Raw genomic sequence first — 17,675 nt, 5'->3', positions numbered from 1 at the left:
AGCCGCTGGTCAGAGCACGTCGAAGTGGAAGTGCACGTCTCCACCATCTGCGCTATTGAGACTTCCACCGTCACCGCCGATGCCGGCCACCACGTCCTGGTGCTGGTCTGCCCAGACCTTGTTGATCTGGGTGGCATCCGTATTCGCGTAGACCTTGGAGGTATCGAAACCGCTCTCCGAACTCTGGCTTCCGTTCGACGTGGCGGTCCCGCCATGGGCTTTTGCAAACCATGAGGCGGTCCCGTTCGCGCCGCCAGCGTCCCAGTCCGCCGTTTGCTTGACGTGATCGCCGGTGTTCACGTGCACATCGGCACCTTCCGCCTTGTTGGTCGGGTCGAAGGTGAGCGTCGGCTTGTTGATGATGGCTCCCTTGAAAGTGCCATCACCGCCGTTTCCGACACTTTGACCGCCAGTGTCGATCGATTTGAATCCGATTGAATCTGAAATGTTGACCGCCTTGGGCATCATTTGAGCCTCCCTGCGTTTGTTGACTTACACGCATCATCCATCCCGATCAGATGGACACGCTCAGCAACTCTGATCCCCGCGCGCTCGACGGCGATAGATGTCAAATCGGACACCATCCGGTTTGGTGGGCCTACGCACGAAAGTATGACCTCCGCGATGACATCTTGACGTGGCAGACGTCGGGGGGCGTCCGAGTGCTTGCATACGCGGCGCACCGACGAGGCCGGCCGCGTTGCGATCGGGCGAGCGATGCAAGTCTCGCTAAAGCATGATCCGAAAAAGTGCGAAGCGGTTTTCCCTCGCGACAAACGTGGAACGCGTTTGCGCCGAGATCACGCGCAAGCAACAACCCAAATCGCGATGACGATTCATCCTGACTTCATCGCGCTTCAGGCCATCAAGTGCAGGTCCGACACAAGATGCGTGGCAAGATCACCACTCAGCGCGAGATTGCCATGGCCGCCATCACCGCCCACTCCGGCGATCTGCACCGCGCTCTGGTCGATGTGCACGTCGTTGGTCTGATCCGCCACTGCCGTCGAATGCGGGCCGGCAATTGCGATATTGATGGGAGCATAGATCGCGACGCTGACATCGATCAGGCTCCCCGAGGAGTGGCCGCTCCCGCCATTGCCGGCGCCGTTGCTCCCGGTCGCAATCGCGTCGGAGCCGCCCCACAGGTTATGAGAGACAAGGCTGCCGCCCATCGCGGCGTTTCCATTGCCTCCCTGCCCGCCGATGCCGGCGATCTGAAGGGCGGACTGATCCACATACACGCTGTTGGTCTGGATCGCGTAGGCACTGGAGTTATAGCCAGCGACGGCGATGTTGATCGGGTCGTACAGCACGAAGGACGTATGAACGAGCTCTCCAGAGAAGGAACCGTCTCCGCCATTGCCGGCCTGGCTGCCTCCAGCCTCGGCCAGGTTCCAGGCGCTTCCACCATTGCTTGATGCCCAGGCAGGATCGAGCGTGATGACACTGCCGCCACCGGCGGCGTTGCCGTTTCCGCCGCTCCCGCCAACACCCGCGATCTGGACGACCGACTGATTGATATCGACCGCATTTGACTGACTTGCGTATGCGGTGCCGCCTGGGCCCGCCATCGCAATATTGACCGGATGGTAGATCACGACGGGGGCGTCCACCAACGCGCCGGAGAAATAGCCGTCGCCCCCGTTGCCGGCGCTGCCGACGCTGCCTCCCGACGCGATATTGCCGTTGCCGCCACCTCCCCCGACGCCCGCCATTTGAAAGGCGGATTGATCGACATTCACGTCGTTGGTTTGCTGGGCCAGGGCAACGGAGCCGTATCCAAATGACACCGAAATGTTGATCGGCTCATAGATCAGTATGGAGGCATGAACGATGCCTCCATAAGAATAGCCATCTCCGCCATCACCGGCCGTGCTCCCCCCGCTCTGGATCGAGCCCGATCCGGGCGATGGGTTGTCCGATCCGGATCCGGTTGCGGCCGATGGAGTGGCGTGATGGACGCTATCGGGCTCGAAAGACACAGCGTCGTGCCGGCTCATCATCCCGGTGGGAGAATGCGCCTCCTGGCCCGTAACCCACAGCCGGCCATGGGCGCCGGCTCCGTCGTCTCCGGAAATCGGCATGGAGGAAGGCGCAGAGTCCCTCCATGTGGAAGCCGACCGGTCATAACCATCATCTTCAACGTGATGGTGGTCGCGGTGAAGCGGTACGATCGCGTCCGACGGGTACGGGAAATTCATATCGCCTCTCTCGTCGCAATCGGACGGGCCTCTCCCAATGTCAGAGTGTCAGCCTGGGCAGGTCAAAAGCCGAGTCGTCAATTCGGATGCAGTGATTCGAATGAGGACGTCAGATCGGCTACACCCGTTTGGGAGCGGACGGACGTTGCGGGAGCATGCCGCAGGTGTAGCTCTTCACCTCGCCGCGCCTGCGGCAAGAGGCCGCAATTCACGCGCAGCGCGAATTGCGGGTGAGGGGGACGCTCCGCGAGTCGTATTGTCACGCGATTGCGGAGGCAACCCCTCACCCACCCCTCTCAGCGCGAGCCAGGCTCGTCGCGGCCCCGCAAGAACGGAGAGGGACAGAAGCGAGCTCACTTCATCGGGCACTTGTCGTGGAAGCGGTCCTGGTCGTCCTTGACGATGGTGGCGACCGTCTTGAGCGCAAGCTGGCCGTCGGCGTCTTTCACCACGTCCTGGAGATAGAAGTTCTGGATCGGGATGTGGTTGTTGCCGAACTTGAACGAACCGCGTAGCGACTTGATGTTGGCCTTCTCCATTTCGGCCTTCATCGCGTCCTTCTTGCTGGTGTCGCCCTTCACCGCCACGACGGCGCTATTGATGAGCTGGGCCGCATCATAGGCTTGCGCACCGTAATAGGTCGGGCGCAGGTTGGAGTACTTCTTGCGGTAATCGGCGACGAAGCGCTTGTTCTCGTCGTTGGGCAGGTCGTTGACCCATTCCTGCGCGCCGGGAACACCCAGCGCATTGTCCTTCTGGAGCGGCAGCGAGAGTTCGTCGACGGTGAACGCCGTATAGAGCGGGATCTGGCTCTTCAGGCCCGCCTGCACATATTGGTTGAGGAACTGCACGCCGGCTGCCCCCGGATAGAACACGAAGATCGACTCGGCGCCCGACGCGCGGGCCTTGGACAGTTCGGCGGAGAAATCGAGCTGGCTCGGCCAGACCGTATATTCCTCGCCCTTGATCTCGCCCTTGAAGGTGCTCTTGACGCCCGCGAGCATGTCCTTGCCCGCGGCATAGTTCGGCCCGATCAGGAAGACGCTCTTGACGCCCTTCTGGTTCATGTACTGGCCCATCGCCTGCGGCGTCTGGTCGTTCTGCCAGGAGGTCGAGAAGACGTAAGGCGAGCACAATTCGCCGGCGAGCTGCGACGGGCCGGCATTGGCGGAGATCAGGAAGGTCTTCGAATCCACCGCGGTCTTGAGCGAGGCGAGCAGCACGTTGGACCAGATGTAGCCGACGATGAAATCGACCTTGTCGGATTGCACGAGCTTTTCGGTCTTCTGCTTGCCGACATCGGGCTTCTGCTGGTCGTCCTCATAGATCACCTCGACCGGCTTGCCGTCCATCTTGCGGCCGAGATGATCGAGCGCGAGCTCGAAGGAGTTGCGCATGTCGTTGCCGATCACCGCAGTCGGGCCGCTGAAGGTCGAGACGAAGCCGATCTTGATGGTGTCGCCGGCCGATGCCGGACTTGCCAGCACCAACGCAGCCGCGCCCGCCAGCCAGAATGCCGTCCTCATAACCAGTCCCCTCCTCGTTTTCATTGCCCGAAATGGCGGATGGCCCGCTCCCGGATCGTTCTGTTTAGGACGCAAAATCGTGAGAGCCGTCAATGGCTCAGCGCCTGCCCCTGCACCATAATTCGCCCCCATCCCGGATGGCAAGAAATATAATTCTACTCACTTTGGCGAGGGCCGCGGCGCTTTTTCGCCGTCTCGTCGATACGCCGTCGCTATTCCTCAATTGGTGACGGCTATTGGACCACGACCGGGTCTTCGCTCTTTAATGAGTGGCGCACACCCAGCGAATCGAGGGCAGCTTTCATGACAGCGAAACCCCACCGCGTCGTCATCGTCGGAGCCGGCTTTGGCGGGCTTGAGACGACCTATCGGCTCGCCGGCAGCCCGGTCGAGATCACGCTGATCGACCGCCGCAACCATCATCTGTTTCAGCCGCTGCTCTACCAGGTCGCGACCGCTTCGCTTGCAACGAGCGATATTGCCTGGCCGGTCCGCCACCTCATGCGGGCGCGGCGCGAAGTGACGACGCTGTTTGCGACCGTGAGCGGCGTTGATGTTGAGCGGCGCGCCGTGCTGATCGATGACGGCAGCGAAGTCTCCTATGACACGCTGGTGCTGGCGACGGGCGTCCGCCACGCTTATTTCGGCCACGACGAATGGGAGCGGTGGGCGCCCGGCTTGAAGACGCTGGAGGATGCGACCACGCTGCGCCGTCACATCCTGCTCGCGTTCGAGCGCGCTGAACGCGAGACCGATCCGGAGCGCCGTGCCGCGCGCCTCACCTTCGTCATCATCGGCGCCGGTCCGACCGGTGTCGAACTCGCCGGCACCATCGCCGAGATGGCGCACCACACGCTGCCGGGTGATTTCCGCAACATTGACACGCGCAAGGCGCGCGTCGTGCTGATCGAGGCCGGACCGCGCGTGCTCGCCGGCTTTGCCGACGATCTCTCGGCCTATGCGCAGGCTTCGCTGGAGAAGATCGGGGTCGAGGTCGTGCTGGGCCAGCCCGTCACCGAGGTTGACCGCGACGGCGTGGTCTATGGCGGACAGCGGCTCAACGCGAAAACCCGGATCTGGGCGGCGGGTGTGCGCGCCTCTCCCGCCGCCGAATGGCTGAATGCACCGGCCGACCGCGCCGGCCGCGTCGAGGTTGCGGATGATCTGACCGTGCCCGGCCATCCGGATGTCTTTGCCATTGGCGACACCGTCACGATTCCCGCGTGGGACGGCAAGCCGGTGCCCGGCATCGCGCCGGCGGCCAAGCAGCAGGGACGTTATGTTGCAAACCTCATCAAGGCACGGTTGCGCGGCGAGAAGCTCGGCCCCTTCCGCTACAAGCATGCCGGCAGCCTCGCGCAGATCGGCAAGCGTCTCGCGGTGATCGATTTCGGCCGCGTGAAGCTGCGCGGCGCGATTGCCTGGTGGATCTGGGGCATCGCCCACATCTACTTCCTGATCGGCCTGCGCCACCGCCTCGCCGTCGCGCTGACCTGGCTCTGGATCTACGTTCGCGACCAGCGGGCCGCACGGCTGATCACGCAGGGCAGCAGCAGGGTGGTGGGGTGATCCTTCTCGGGGAGAGGTGAATAGCACCTCAGTCATCAACGATCGCAACCGCGCGGGTCCAGCCTGCTGAGGCGTGCGCGATCTTGACGGGGAAGCACGACACGCTGAATCCGGTCGAAGGAAGGAGCTCCAGATTGTGCAGCTTCTCCAGATGGCAGTAACCGATGTGCCGGCCCGCCTTGTGTCCCTCCCAGATCAACGAAGCATCCCCCGTTTCGGCGTAATTCTGCGCGGCGAAGACGAAGGGAGCGTCCCAGCTCCAGGCATCCGTTCCGGTCAGCCGCACGCCGCGCTCCAACAGGTACATCGTCGCCTCATACCCCAGGCCGCAGCCTGAGCTGACATAGTCAGGCCGGCCGAATTTGGCACCGGCACTCGTGTTGACGACGACAATCTCGAGCGGCTTCAGCGTGTGGCCGATGCGCTTGAGCTCGTCTTCCACGTCCCCTGCGGTTGCCACATGGCCATCCGGCAAGTGCCGGAAATCGAGCTTCACGCCTGGCTGAAAGCACCATTCCAGAGGCACCTCGTCGATGGTCCAGGACCGCTCGCCGCGATTCATCGTCGGGTGGAAGTGCCAGGGCGCATCCAGATGGGTGCCGTTATGGGTCGACAGCGTGACGTGCTCGACCGCCCAGCCCTGGCCGTCCGGCAGATCCTCCGCCTTCAGGCCGGCAAAGAACTGCAACATGCCTGGCAGGCCTTGCTGGTGATCGATGTACTGAATGCTTGGCCGGTTGCCCGGGGGATCCGCCGGCACATCGTTCTGGAGCGGAACCGAAATGTCGATGATTCGTCTCGCCATGTGTCTTGTCGCCATGTGCCTTAACGCCATGTGTTCTAACGCCAAGTGTTTTTACCTATGACGTTACCTGCAAACCGTCGTCAGATGCCTCGACAAAGCGCGGCAATGTCCCGAGAGACATTGCCCCGAACAGCAGACACGCCACCATCAGCCAGAGCGCGGTCTCGTAGTTCTTGTTGAGGTCGAACATGCGTCCCATCACGGCGGGACCGGCAGCTGCACCGACGCTGAACAGCGAATAGGCCAATCCATAGAGGAAGCCGTAGTGGCGCATGCCGAAATAGCGCGCCGTCAGGTAAGCGATGAGATCGATCTCCGCGCCGAAGGCAAAGCCGATCAGCAGCGCGGCTACCGGAGCGCCTTGCGCAGCACCGTAGTTGAGAAGCGCACAGCCTGCTGCCGCAACCAGGAAGACTGTGCACGCCACGTAGGGCGCAAAGATGCGATCGATGGCCCATCCGATCAGCACGCGCCCGGCAATGACGCCGACACCGATTAGCGATGCGACGCCGGCGGCGGTCGACAGCGGCACGCCGGCGTCCCGCAGCAGCGGTACCAGATGAACGACCGTTCCCGATATGGCTGCCGCAACGGCGAGGAACCCAATCGCGATGGTCCAGAAGACGCGAGACCGTAGCGCCTCCCAGCGTCCGGCGCCCGCCGTGACGGTACGCGTCGGCTGCATCGCGCCTTCCAGATCGCGGAAGCCGAAATAGACCAGGGGCCAGGCCGCAGCGGCGAGCGCAGCCAGGACGATGAAGCCCGCGTGCCAGCCGAACGACGCGATCTGCGCGGCGAGCAGCGGCGGCAAGGCCAGTGCAGAGATCCCGCTTCCCGCCAATACGATGCCGAGCGCCAAACCGCGCGATGCGTTGAAGTTGGCGTTGACGATCCGGGTGTAGACGACCGGCGTCGTGCCGCCGCCGAAACATCCGGCGGCAAAGAACAATGCGTAGAAGGCTGAGATGGAATCGTTGAGGCTGCCGAGACCAATCATGCTCAGCGCCAGAAGCGGGATCGAAACAAGCGCGACGATCCGAGCGCCGAACCTGTCGATCAGCGAGCCGACGATCGGTCCGGACACGACGAGGCCTGCGGTGAGGTAGATCAGGGCGCCGGATATCTGCCCGCGATTCCAGTTGAACTCCCGCTGCAACGGCTCAAAGAATACCCCGATGCTGTAGAACAGGAGAGATGACGCGCCGACCCCAATGCCGGCCAGTGCCATGGCCAGGATGAACCAGCCGCGGGTGATTTCATGCCTCCGCAGCCCGATTGAATGATCGATCAAACTCACGACTCCCTCCCTCGTACTGAATTCTCTCTGCGCTCTTTGCTTTCTGGGGCGCAGATGCTGGCTTCGCTAGTCGGGCATCGCCCCGTAGATGTCGCAGTAGGTGCGCTGGAGATGGACCGTGAGCTTGGTCACGGCGGCATTTGCGGATCGCGACAGCACGATGTTTGCAAGCGCCTCATGCTCGGCAACGAACGCCTCCGCAACGATTGCGTTCGAGAGCATCACGTTGCGATACCGCGATGCCTGATCGTAGAGCTGATTTGCGAGGCTAACGGTTCGCGGCCAACTGCAGGCCGCGATCAGGCCGGCATGAAAGGCTTTGTGCACCCGGTCGAGCTCGGGCGTATTCTTCAGGATCCTGGATCGCCCGGCGACACGCTTGAGCTGATGCAGGCAAGAGACGATTTCTCCCTCCCACTTCGCGTCGCCATGCCGCATCGACTGGCGCAGCCCCGCCACCTCGAGCGCAATTCGCGTTGATGTAATGTCGGCAAGATCCGTGTCGCTCATCGGCGCCACGCGGAATCCGCGCTGCCCCACCGCGATCACAAGCCCCCGCGCAGCCAGCCGCGACAGCGCCTCACGGGCCGGCGTCTGGCTGACGCCGTAGTCGGCGGCGATATCCGCGATCTTGAGCTTGGCGCCCGGCCGCAGTTCTCCGTTGACGATGGCGACTTCCAGCGCTGCTTCGGCCCGCTCGGTAAGGGTCGCGCTTTCCTGGTCCATGGACTTTGCGTTCTCTGGTGGCCGACCGACCACGCCGGTGAAAAGCTGGCATTGACAAGTTTGTATATTTTAATCAGTAAAATATATTTTTCAAGGGAGCATTCAATGAAGCTTGCGACGTTCGTTTCGCCCGGGGGAGCGGCCCGACCGGGCGCGATCATTGATACTGCCGGAGGTCAGCGGGTGCTCGACCTCGTCGCGGCGGCGACGCGAACCGGCCGGGCGGATGCTATTGGCAGAAGCTTGCTGCAACTGATCGAGGCGGGAGAAAGAGCTCTTGAGGCAACGCGTCGGGTGGTGGAAGCCTGTGCAGCGGACGAAGACATCTGCTCCCCGCTCGACCGCATCAGGCTCCTGGCTCCGATCCCGGAGCCGCCGCAGATGCGCGACTTCTCCGTCTTTCCCGGACACATCCGCGGAGCTCCAGCGGGTATGGCCCGCATCGCCCAACGGCAGGGGCTAGCAAGCGATGCCCCCACGCAACCATTGCAAGACGTCCCTCAAGTCTACCGGGATCGGCCGATCTACTACATCACCAACCGCTTCAGCGTGTCCGGCCCGGACGCGACGGTGTCATGGCCGGCGTACAGCGAGCTCATGGATTTCGAGCTCGAGTTTGGGATCTTCTTGTCGAAGGGAGGAGGCGACATCCCACGCGCGAAGGCGAGCGAACATATCTTTGGCTACACGATCTACAATGATTTCTCCGCGCGCGACACGCAGTTCGAGGAGATGCGGGGCATGTTGGGTCCCGCAAAGGGCAAGAGCTTCGATGCCGGCAACGTCATCGGCCCGTGGATCGTGACCGCCGACGAAATTCGAGATCCCTACAATCTTGCGATGCGCGCACGCGTCAATGGCGAGATCTGGACCGACAGCACGAGCCGCGGCATGCTGCACTCCTTCGAGGACATGATCGCCTATGTCTCGCGCAGCGAGACGCTGCGGGCGGGCGAGTTCATGGGCTCCGGCACGGTCGGCGGCGGCTGCGGCCTGGAGCTCGATCGCTGGTTGAACCATGGCGACACCGTCGAGCTCGAGGTCGAGGGAATCGGCAGGCTACGTAACCAGGTTCTCCGGAGGGCCGCCGACTTCGCAACCAGCGCACCGCACGCCTGATCACGCAAGGCATCAGTCAGGTGGTGGTGTAGGCCGCTCTTCCCTTCTCCCCTTGCGGGAGAAGGTGGCGCGAAGCGCCGGATGAGGGGTTGTTTCGGCACACTCAACTGTATGAGTTCTGCGCGCGGATAGAACCCCTCACCCGGCTTTGCTTCGCAAAGCTACCCTCTCCCGCAAGGGGAGAGGGTGCAGCAGCGCTTGGGGCCACACTTACTTCACCAACACACACCCACCCTCCGCCAATGGCCGAAATGCCTGGTCCGCCGGGATCGTCGAGACCAGCTTGTAATAGTCGTACGGATATTTCGACTCCTCCGGCTTCTTCACCTCGAACAGATACATCGGGTGCACCACGCGGCCATCCTGGCGGATCGTGGTGTCGCCGAACAGCTTGTCCTTGCCGCTGAACTTCTTCATCTCGGGGACGACGTCCTTCGCATTATCGCTGCCGGTGGCGGCGACCGCATTCAGATAGGCGAGCGTCGAGGCATAGACGCCAGCCTGGTTGCCGCTCGGCATCTTCCCGTTCATGCCGGGGCGCGCGGCAAAGCGTTTCGCAAAGGCGCGGGTATCGTCGTTCATGTCCCAATAGAAGGCTTCCATGAGTTGGAGACCTTGCGCGACCTTCAGGCCCATGCCGTGGACATCATTGATGAAGAGCAGGAAGGCGACGAGCTTCTGCCCGCTTTGCTGGATACCGAACTCGGCCGCCTGCTTCACAGCGTTGATGGTGTCGCCGCCCGCATTGGCAAGGCCGATCACCTGCGCCTTCGAGCTCTGTGCCTGCAACAGGAACGAAGCGAAATCCGAGGTGCCCAGCGGATGCTTGGCCGAGCCGAGCACCTTGCCGCCATGCGCCTCGATGTATTTCTGCGCTTCCGCCTCGATGCCCTTGCCGAGCGCGTAATCGACCGTGAGAAAGTACCAGTCCTTGCCGCCGCCCGAGAGCATCGCGGCCGCCGTGGTGTTGCCGGTGGCCCAGGTGTCGTTGACCCATTGAATGGTGTTGGGCGAGCAGGCCTTGCCGGTGAGGTCGGCGCTTGCGGTCGAGGACGCCAGGAACGTCATGCGGCTGTCGCGCAGCAGCGTGTTGATGGAGAGGCCGACCGCCGAGTTCGGCACGTCGACGATCGCATCGACGCCTTCGACGTCGAGCCATTTGCGCGCGATCGCCGCGCCGACATCGGCCTTGTTCTGGTGGTCGGCATAGACGATCTCGACCTTGATGTTCTTTGCCGCGCCGTTGAAGTCTTCGGCCGCCATGCGCGCGGCCTCGACGGAGCCCATGCCGTTGGTGTCCTGGAAAATGCCGGAGATGTCGTTGAGCACGCCAATGCGCACGACGTTGTCGGATATTTCGGCGCTGGCTGTTCCGGCAATCAGGCTTGCCGCAAGTGCAAGCGTCCACTTCAAGTGATTCATCGTTCCCTCTCCCGTTGGCTTTTCGCTTCGCGCCACCGGTCGTTGCCGATGGCGATCAGAACGTCAGACATACCGCTTCAGACCTGCCGCTCCGGCAAGCGCAGCACGAGCCCGTCGAGCTCGGGCGTGATCTTGATCTGGCAGGACAGCCGGCTGTTAGCCGTGCGCTTGGCGGCGGCGCCGTCGAGCAGCGCGTCCTCGTCATCAGCCATCGCCGGCAGGCGCGCGAGCCAGCCATCGTCGACATAGACATGGCACGTCGCGCACATCGCGTTGCCACCGCACTCGGCCAAAATGCCGTCGAGGCCGTGGCGGGTCGCGGCCTGCATGGCGCTCTCGCCGTCGCTGACGTCGATATGATCGGTGTTGCCGCCGGAATGGATGAAGGTGATCGCTGGCATCAGGGATCCTCAGGCCGGAGTGATGGTGACCGGCAGGCTGTCGAGCCCGCGCAGCGTGTTGTTGAAACGGCGTTTCGGCTCACCAGCGATTTCGATCTTCGCGATACGCCGCGCCAGCGCCGACAGCATCACCTCGCCCTCGAGCCGCGCGACGAGCTGGCCGACGCACATGTGGATGCCCGAGCCGAAGCCGACATGGCCGGAGGTGCGCCGCGTGATGTCGTAGGTATCGGGCATGTCCCAGCGCCGCGGATCGCGATTGGCCGCACCAAGGAACATCAGGACCTTTTCGCCCTCCCCAATGGTGGCGCCGCCAAGCTCGACTTCGCGCGTCGTGGTGCGGAAGAAGGTCTGCACCGGGCTCTCGAACCGCACGGCCTCCTCGAAGGCGTTGCGCGCCAGCGTCGGATCATCGCGCAGCCGCTGCCACTGATCGGGAAAACGCGCCAGGCAATAGACCGCGGCCCCGATGCCGTTGACGGTGGTGTCGAGCCCCGCCGAAAGCAGCGAGCGCACCAGAAGCGGCGCCTCCGTCGCGGTGATCTCGCCCTCGTCGACGCGGGCGTGGATGCAGGCTCCGAAACCGCCAGGCGCGAGGTTCTCGCGCTGGCATTGCTCGGCGATATAGGCTTGGTGCGGCGCCGAGCGCTCGATCGCCTCCTGGCGCAGCTGGTTCGGCGGACCGAAGGCGTTGAACACCAGGCTGGCATAGGGAATGAGATGCTCGCGGCCCTCCGGCCTCAAGCCCAGCGCATCTGGGAAGATCGCGAGCGGATAGGCTTCTGCAAGATCGGCGATGGCATCAAAGCTGCGCTTCTCGAGCAGCGCATCGATCCTCTGTTCTGCGGCTGCGGCGAAGCGGTCGCGCACCTGCTTCATCACCGTCGGCGACAACACCCGCGAAAGCACGGCGCGGGTGCGCGTATGGGCGGGCGGATCGGCTTCGAGGATCAGGCTCGGCGGCCGCCACGGCTTCTCCTTCTCGAAGTCGCTGAGACCGACGCCGCGACTTGAGCAGAAGGTCATGGGATCGTTCAACACCGCATGGACCTCGGCATACCGCGCGACGCCATAGACGTTCCACTTGTCGAGATAGACCACGGGGCCGGCATCTCGCAGCACGTCGTGGGTGGGGAACGGATCGGCGAAGAACGCGATCGCGAAGGGATCGACATCGAGATGCGGGACGGCGGGCGGGCCGCCGATCGACGCGGAGCTGGCTGCACTCATTCACATCCTCCCAATTTTGCGCTTGTCGAGCGCGCGCGCATGTCCTTATTTCTGTGGCGCATGAAGTGAGCCCCGATAAGATGACCGCGCCCTCGACCAGAAGCCGCCAGACGTCCACGGAAGCAGGGCCGACGCTCGACCTCGAGCGTTACGTCCCGGCGTTCATCACTTTCATCGCCAACAAGCTTTCGAACAGCGCGACCGCATTCTATCAGCGCGAGTTCGGCGTCAACGTCACGGAGTGGCGGATCATGTCGCTGCTCGCGATCGAGCCGGGCATCCCGGCCTCGCGCATCTGCCAGGTCATCGGCTTCGACAAGGGGCCGGTGAGCCGGACATTGGCGAGCCTGGACAAGCGCGGGCTTGTGGCGATCCGCAGCGATCCCAATGACGGACGAACGCACTCGATCTCGCTGACCGCTAAGGGCCGCGCCACCCATGACAAGGTCATCGTCGCCGCTTTTGCGCGCGAGCGGCGGTTGCTGTCGTGCCTGTCCAAGGACGAGCAAGAGGTCCTGATCGATCTGTTGCGCCGGCTGCACGAAAATCTCGGCGCGGTCACCGGCGACGCGTAAGGGCGCGCGCCGGGCGGGTGCCCTGTCGCGCTCACCTGGCATGCACCGGCGATTGCCGGCGGCACCATTCCTGCCGAACATGAATCCTCCCGCTCGGGCGCAGCGATTTCCCCGCCGTCATCCGTGCATGCGAAGGACTCGCATAAATTAGTTGCCTAGGCAACAAAAATCTCAAACTACGCGATGCGGCAGGATTGTTGGCCTTTCCTGGAACGGCGTGAAGCCGCGTCACGATTGCCGTCATTCCGGGATGGCGCGCGAGCGCCAGACCCGGAATCTCGAGATTCCGGGTTCGATGCTTTCGCATCGCCCCGGAATGACTGCGAGCGTGAGACGAGAGCTACGGCGCCTTGCAGACGAAGCTCGCGGCATCCTCGATGTCACCCGTGCCGGAGTAGGCCGCATACGTCGGATACGGACAGAGCGGCCGGGTGCGGTTCGCGCTCCACGTCGTCGGAACTTCCTTGTTGGCCGGATTGATGGAGGCAACGATCCGCTCCGGCGCCTTGCCTTGCTCGACCCAGTCGGTCAGCGCGGTCAGGGCATCGAACTTGTCGAGCGTCACGCCGCCGCCGCAATGCGTGCCGCCTGGCATGGTGAAGAGACGAGCGAAATTGTTGGCGTTGCCCTGCGCGTTCCTGTTCAGCCGATCGTACCAGCGGATCGTGTCGTTGACGGAGAACACCGGATCGGCCTGGCCATGATAGATCAGCATCTTGCGCCCGGCCTTTTGCAGGCCGGCGAGCTTGGGATCATCGACGTCGGGCGGCGTCATGAAATCCATCGCCGACTCCGTGAAGGTGCCGTCCTTGGCAAAGATCTTTGGCGCGTCCTTGTCGAAGTCATACGCCTTCAGCGCGTCGATGAGCTTGTCGCTGGCTCCTTCCACCGCGACGGGCGGCGTCGAGAAGATGTAGTTCAGGGATGCGGCGCCCATCGTCGCGATGATCGGAAAATTATTCCAGGGCGCGACAGGGCTCTCGACCTTCCAAGCACGCCAATTGCCGGTGCCGATGCCGCCATCGAGGGGCCAGTCCGAATACAGCGCTTCGCCCTTCGAATTTTTCGGACCGGCAAGGCTGGTCCTGAGCGCATCGACCTTGGCTTCCGGCAGGCAAGCACTGGTCTGGCCCGGCGCGCAAGCGAGCGTCTTGAGGTCGAATGCCTTCTGGCAGGCGGCGAGATTGGAGGTGAGGCCATCCTTGGCGCCGTCAAGCGCATCGCAAGCCTCGGTGATACGCGAGGCGACGAGTTGCGCATCCTCCTTGGTGATCGACTTGCGAAGATCCGGATCGGCCTTCAGGAAGGCCTGCACGTCCCAGGCGTGCTGGACGGCGGCGCGCGGCAGATCGAAGCCGGGATTGCCGACGAGGAAGCCGTCGTAATTTTCCGGCATGCGCGATGCTGCCACCATCGCATGACGTCCGCCGTTCGAGCAGCCTGCCATGTAGGAACGATCCGGCTGGCGGCCGTAATGCAGCGCAATGATCTTCTTCGCAACCGGCGAGAGCGTCATGTCCGCGGCGTAGCCGTAGTCGCGCCGCGCCTGCGGGTCGAGCCCGAAGGCCGCGCCTGCGGCGAGCCCGAGAGGCTTGTTCGCGGGATCGGAACCGGAATGACCACTATCGGATGACAGCACCGCAAAGCCGCGGGCGAGCGGCACTGTGCCGCCCGATGCCCAGCCGTCGGGCTTGTCGCCGAGCGCCGGCACCACGACGCCGTCATTGCCGCCGTTGACCTGGTGCAGGAAACGGCCGTTCCATTCGGCCGGCAGCCGCATCTCGAACTGGATGGCGTAGGATTTTCCATCCGCACCGGTGCGCTGGTTGGCAAGGCCAGTCACTATGCAATGCTTGGGCAGACCGTTGCCGGCCTCCTGAAGCTTGGAGCTAACGATCTCGACGCCCGGGACGGACAACGATGCCGTAGTAACGGGCGAGCAGCTCTCGCCTTCGGCGCGGGCGAGCGCGGTGGATCCAAGAAGGGCAGCCAGCGCGACTGTCGATATCAAGCCAGACCTCACGGCGGCCTCCCTATTTAATTATATTGTATAATTATTACACATATTCTCCATTTTGACAAGTCGCAGGTGTCCCGGACGCGGCGCGGCATGTCCGGGCGATGCGGAGCATCGTCCCGTATGACGCGACGCAGAGCCGGGGCACGCGATCATTCGGTATGGCCTCAGTTCAGCCCGCGCAGCCGATCCATTCGACCGACGCATCGTCGTTCAGCCGCGCCACTGCCTCCGCCCGGCGCGTCAGCACGGCGCGCTGGTTGATGTAGCCCTTGTCGGTGATCTCGCCGCCATCCACCGACGGCGGCTCGACCAGCAACAGCGCGCGGGTGGCGTGGCCGGAGGAATTCGCGCTTTGCGCTTTCAGCTTTGCGAGCCCCTGTGCGATCGCGCTCCTCACCTTGTCGTGGCCGAGCACCTCACTCACAGCGGCGGCGTCTGGCAGCCCTGCATGTGCGCGGCAGGCCGGAATGTTGGGGAACACGAGGAAGCGCACCTCATCGCCGCCGTGGCCGGTCACGACGAGGTCCTGCGCCAGCGGCGCGAGCGCTGCGATTCCGGCGACGCGCAGCGTGCCGACGCTGACCCAGGTGCCGGAGTTGAGCTTGAAGTCTTCGGCCACACGGCCGTCGAAGAACAGGCCGCGCGCGGGGCGCGCGCCGTCGGCGAATTTCACGGCATCGCCGATGAGATAAAAACCCTCCTCGTCGAAGGCCTGCCTCGTCAGCTCCGGCGCCTTCCAGTAGCCGGGCGTCACGTTCGGCCCTCGCACACGAACCTCCAGCTTCTCACCGGAGGTGACGAGCTTCAGCTCGGTGCCCGGGATCGGCACGCCGATATTACCGGAGCGCTCGGCAAGGAAGTGGCAATCGGTCGCGAGCGGCGAGGTTTCCGTCGAGCCCCAGGCCGACACCATCGGCAGCGCGCGACCAACGGTTTTGATCGAGAGCTCCTCGAGCGCATCCCAAAGATTCTGCGGCAGCGCCGCGCCGGCATAGAAGGCGAATTTGACCTCGCCGAAGAAACGACGCCGCAATTCCTCGTCGCTCCGCAGCGCAGCGATCAGCATGTCGAAACCACGGGGCACGTTGAAGTAGACCGTCGGCATCACGCTCTTCAGGTTCGCCAGCGACGTCGCAAAGAGCCCGGGCGCCGGCTTGCCGCCGTCGATATAGAGCGAGCCGCCATTGCGCAGCACGAGATTGAAATTGTGGTTGGCGCCGAAGGTGTGGCTCCAGGGCAGCCAGTCCAGAATCACGAGATCGCCGTTTTGAGCGAGGAAGGTCCAGGTCTGCGCCTTGGCCTGCTGGCTCGAGGTCAGCATGCGCTGGGTGTTGATCACGGCCTTCGGCGTACCGGTCGACCCCGAGGTGAACAGGAATTTTGCGATCGTGTCCGGCGTTACTGCGGCGAAAGCCTTGGCGACGTCGGAAGATTCTGGCGTCGCAGCGAGCGCGTGGAAAGACAGCGCCTCGGCGTCATCGGCGCTGCCGCTCACGATCTCCGCCTGATGCAGCGGCCGGATCGCGGCGAGCGCGGCGGTAAACGGCTTTCTGTCGCTGACATAGATCGCGCCGGGCTGAAGCAGGCTGATCATGCTCTTCAGCTTGTCGAAGTCCCTGGACATCAGCGAATAGGCCGGCGAGATCGCGGCCGAGGGCACGCCGACATGCTGGGCAGCCAGCGCGAGCAGCGCATGATCGACGCTATTGTCGGACAGGATGACGAGCGGACGCTCCGCGCTCAGGCCTTCCGCGAGGATCCACGAGGCCAGCGAACGCACCTGCTGCAAGGCTTGAGCGTAGGTGACGGTGGTCCACGGCGCATCAAGCTTACCGCGCTCCGCCAAGAAGATCCGGTCCGGCGTCTGCCGCGCCCATTGCTCCAGCCAGTCGCCGATGCAGCGCGCAGCCTCACGCAAGGGCTCGGGCGAGCTCAACACGATGCTGCCGTCGGCGCGATGCTCGGCGACCGTCTTGGGCGTTGCGAACAGGCTGGAAGCCTCACCGCGTGCGGCGTCCATGATCATGGGTCGTCCTCCCGGCAGCGACCTCGTCCGGGCCGCGTTGCCGATAATGTTGGGCAGAGCAATTGTTGTCGTCAACAACAATCTTGCCGAAGCCGGGCGAGGCGCTAGACTTGCGTGACGCCGGAGAAAAAACGTGACAGCCAGTGCAGGTCGAAATGAACCGCCAGTCCGCGCGCCGCGCAAGCGGGCCGGCAACGGCGCGGCGCGTCCTGATGACGCGGACGAGATCGGTCTCGATGCGCTGGTCGGCCACGCCGGCTATGCGGTGCGGCGCTTCCAGATCTGGATTTTCCAGGACTTCGTCCGCACGCTCGCCGCCGTCGACATCCGGCCGACGCAATATTCGGTGATGACCGTGATCAGCGCCAATCCGGGCCTCTCCCAGATGGCGGTCGCAAAGCGCCTCGGCATCGAGCGGGCGCGGCTGGTGCATCTCCTCGACAGCCTCGAACAGCGCAAGTTCGTCAAGCGGATCAAATCGAAGACGGACCGCCGCTCCCACGCGCTGCATCTCACTGCACAGGGCGAGCTGTCGCTCCTCAAGTTCAAGCAGCTCGCCGCCGAGCACGAGCGCCATGTCGAGGAGAAGATCGGCAAGACGAACCGGGAGCGGCTGTTGCAGATCCTCGCCGGCTTTACCTGAGCCCCTCCTGCTCAAAAGTTGAGCAGATGCACGCATCCAGGCCTTACCCCCGCACCAGTGCCGGCCGGTGACTATTCTCGTAACCGCCTGATCTTTCGATAATATCAGGAGC

Annotated in this window: 15 protein-coding genes; 4 read left to right on the top strand and 11 right to left on the bottom strand. The window is 63.6% G+C overall.

Annotated elements, in window-relative coordinates; translation table 11 throughout:
• Nucleotides 1-9: 9 nt before the first annotated feature.
• From SO156_RS38935 to SO156_RS38925, 3 genes are all read right to left on the bottom strand, one after another.
• A complete protein-coding gene (locus tag SO156_RS38935) occupies nucleotides 10-465 on the bottom strand; it encodes a hypothetical protein (RefSeq protein WP_458148452.1) in 456 nt (151 codons plus the stop codon).
• A gap of 392 nt (nucleotides 466-857) precedes the next feature.
• Nucleotides 858-2,204, bottom strand: coding sequence for a hypothetical protein (locus SO156_RS38930; protein WP_498538462.1), 1,347 nt, complete (start codon nucleotides 2,202-2,204; stop codon nucleotides 858-860).
• A 353-nt stretch (nucleotides 2,205-2,557) separates the two neighbouring features.
• Entirely contained in the window at nucleotides 2,558-3,730 is a 1,173-nt protein-coding gene (locus SO156_RS38925) for an ABC transporter substrate-binding protein (RefSeq protein WP_498538461.1), read from the bottom strand.
• Between the two features lie 303 nt (nucleotides 3,731-4,033).
• Here SO156_RS38925 and SO156_RS38920 point away from each other — a divergent pair, with 303 nt between their 5' ends.
• Complete coding sequence (locus SO156_RS38920; protein ID WP_498538460.1) at nucleotides 4,034-5,299, top strand: NAD(P)/FAD-dependent oxidoreductase; 1,266 nt, start codon at nucleotides 4,034-4,036, stop codon at nucleotides 5,297-5,299.
• A gap of 28 nt (nucleotides 5,300-5,327) precedes the next feature.
• Here the strand turns inward: SO156_RS38920 and SO156_RS38915 are convergent, their stop codons facing one another.
• The 3 genes from SO156_RS38915 to SO156_RS38905 form a co-directional block, all read right to left on the bottom strand.
• Nucleotides 5,328-6,104 carry a cyclase family protein gene (locus SO156_RS38915; RefSeq protein WP_498538459.1) on the bottom strand — a complete coding sequence of 259 codons (777 nt, stop codon included), beginning with the start codon at nucleotides 6,102-6,104 and terminating at the stop codon, nucleotides 5,328-5,330.
• A gap of 55 nt (nucleotides 6,105-6,159) precedes the next feature.
• Nucleotides 6,160-7,401, bottom strand: a complete 1,242-nt coding sequence (locus SO156_RS38910) for an MFS transporter (RefSeq protein ID WP_498538458.1) — start codon at nucleotides 7,399-7,401, stop codon at nucleotides 6,160-6,162.
• 66 nt (nucleotides 7,402-7,467) lie between these two features.
• Complete coding sequence (locus SO156_RS38905) at nucleotides 7,468-8,127, bottom strand: GntR family transcriptional regulator (RefSeq protein ID WP_498538457.1); 660 nt, start codon at nucleotides 8,125-8,127, stop codon at nucleotides 7,468-7,470.
• 105 nt (nucleotides 8,128-8,232) lie between these two features.
• Here SO156_RS38905 and SO156_RS38900 point away from each other — a divergent pair, with 105 nt between their 5' ends.
• Nucleotides 8,233-9,246 carry a fumarylacetoacetate hydrolase family protein gene (locus tag SO156_RS38900; protein ID WP_498538456.1) on the top strand — a complete coding sequence of 338 codons (1,014 nt, stop codon included), beginning with the start codon at nucleotides 8,233-8,235 and terminating at the stop codon, nucleotides 9,244-9,246.
• Between the two features lie 210 nt (nucleotides 9,247-9,456).
• On the opposite strand, the gene SO156_RS38895 is transcribed toward SO156_RS38900, so the two are convergent.
• The 3 genes from SO156_RS38895 to SO156_RS38885 form a co-directional block, all read right to left on the bottom strand.
• Entirely contained in the window at nucleotides 9,457-10,668 is a 1,212-nt protein-coding gene (locus SO156_RS38895; RefSeq protein ID WP_498538455.1) for an ABC transporter substrate-binding protein, read from the bottom strand.
• Between the two features lie 77 nt (nucleotides 10,669-10,745).
• Complete coding sequence (locus SO156_RS38890; RefSeq protein WP_458148443.1) at nucleotides 10,746-11,069, bottom strand: 2Fe-2S iron-sulfur cluster-binding protein; 324 nt, start codon at nucleotides 11,067-11,069, stop codon at nucleotides 10,746-10,748.
• Between the two features lie 9 nt (nucleotides 11,070-11,078).
• On the bottom strand, nucleotides 11,079-12,299 hold the full coding sequence (locus tag SO156_RS38885) for a cytochrome P450 (protein ID WP_498538454.1): 1,221 nt from the start codon (nucleotides 12,297-12,299) through the stop codon (nucleotides 11,079-11,081).
• Nucleotides 12,300-12,379: 80 nt separating this feature from the next.
• Between SO156_RS38885 and SO156_RS38880 the strand changes: the two genes are divergently transcribed.
• Nucleotides 12,380-12,874 carry a MarR family winged helix-turn-helix transcriptional regulator gene (locus SO156_RS38880; protein WP_498538464.1) on the top strand — a complete coding sequence of 165 codons (495 nt, stop codon included), beginning with the start codon at nucleotides 12,380-12,382 and terminating at the stop codon, nucleotides 12,872-12,874.
• A 340-nt stretch (nucleotides 12,875-13,214) separates the two neighbouring features.
• Here the strand turns inward: SO156_RS38880 and SO156_RS38875 are convergent, their stop codons facing one another.
• Complete coding sequence (locus tag SO156_RS38875) at nucleotides 13,215-14,897, bottom strand: tannase/feruloyl esterase family alpha/beta hydrolase (RefSeq protein ID WP_498538453.1); 1,683 nt, start codon at nucleotides 14,895-14,897, stop codon at nucleotides 13,215-13,217.
• A gap of 166 nt (nucleotides 14,898-15,063) precedes the next feature.
• Nucleotides 15,064-16,917, bottom strand: coding sequence for a feruloyl-CoA synthase (locus SO156_RS38870; protein ID WP_498538463.1), 1,854 nt, complete (start codon nucleotides 16,915-16,917; stop codon nucleotides 15,064-15,066).
• Between the two features lie 136 nt (nucleotides 16,918-17,053).
• On the opposite strand from SO156_RS38870, the gene SO156_RS38865 reads away from it, so the two are divergent.
• On the top strand, nucleotides 17,054-17,563 hold the full coding sequence (locus SO156_RS38865; protein ID WP_458148440.1) for a MarR family winged helix-turn-helix transcriptional regulator: 510 nt from the start codon (nucleotides 17,054-17,056) through the stop codon (nucleotides 17,561-17,563).
• The last annotated feature ends 112 nt before the right edge of the window (nucleotides 17,564-17,675 follow it).

This window comes from Bradyrhizobium sp. UFLA05-125, assembly GCF_059803515.1.
The sequence above is the reverse complement of the archived record's forward strand: the minus strand, read 5'-3'. Positions and strand labels throughout refer to the sequence as shown.

Bases quoted from the DNA above. Each gene is read 5' to 3' on its own strand.
- SO156_RS38935 (WP_458148452.1), bottom strand. From the start codon at position 465: ATGCCCAAGGCGGTCAACATTTCAGATTCAATCGGATTCAAATCGATC.
- SO156_RS38930 (WP_498538462.1), bottom strand. From the start codon at position 2,204: ATGAATTTCCCGTACCCGTCGGACGCGATCGTACCGCTTCACCGCGAC.
- SO156_RS38925 (WP_498538461.1), bottom strand. From the start codon at position 3,730: ATGAGGACGGCATTCTGGCTGGCGGGCGCGGCTGCGTTGGTGCTGGCA.
- SO156_RS38920 (WP_498538460.1), top strand. From the start codon at position 4,034: ATGACAGCGAAACCCCACCGCGTCGTCATCGTCGGAGCCGGCTTTGGC.
- SO156_RS38915 (WP_498538459.1), bottom strand. From the start codon at position 6,104: ATGGCGAGACGAATCATCGACATTTCGGTTCCGCTCCAGAACGATGTG.
- SO156_RS38905 (WP_498538457.1), bottom strand. From the start codon at position 8,127: ATGGACCAGGAAAGCGCGACCCTTACCGAGCGGGCCGAAGCAGCGCTG.
- SO156_RS38900 (WP_498538456.1), top strand. From the start codon at position 8,233: ATGAAGCTTGCGACGTTCGTTTCGCCCGGGGGAGCGGCCCGACCGGGC.
- SO156_RS38895 (WP_498538455.1), bottom strand. From the start codon at position 10,668: ATGAATCACTTGAAGTGGACGCTTGCACTTGCGGCAAGCCTGATTGCC.
- SO156_RS38890 (WP_458148443.1), bottom strand. From the start codon at position 11,069: ATGCCAGCGATCACCTTCATCCATTCCGGCGGCAACACCGATCATATC.
- SO156_RS38885 (WP_498538454.1), bottom strand. From the start codon at position 12,299: ATGAGTGCAGCCAGCTCCGCGTCGATCGGCGGCCCGCCCGCCGTCCCG.
- SO156_RS38880 (WP_498538464.1), top strand. From the start codon at position 12,380: ATGACCGCGCCCTCGACCAGAAGCCGCCAGACGTCCACGGAAGCAGGG.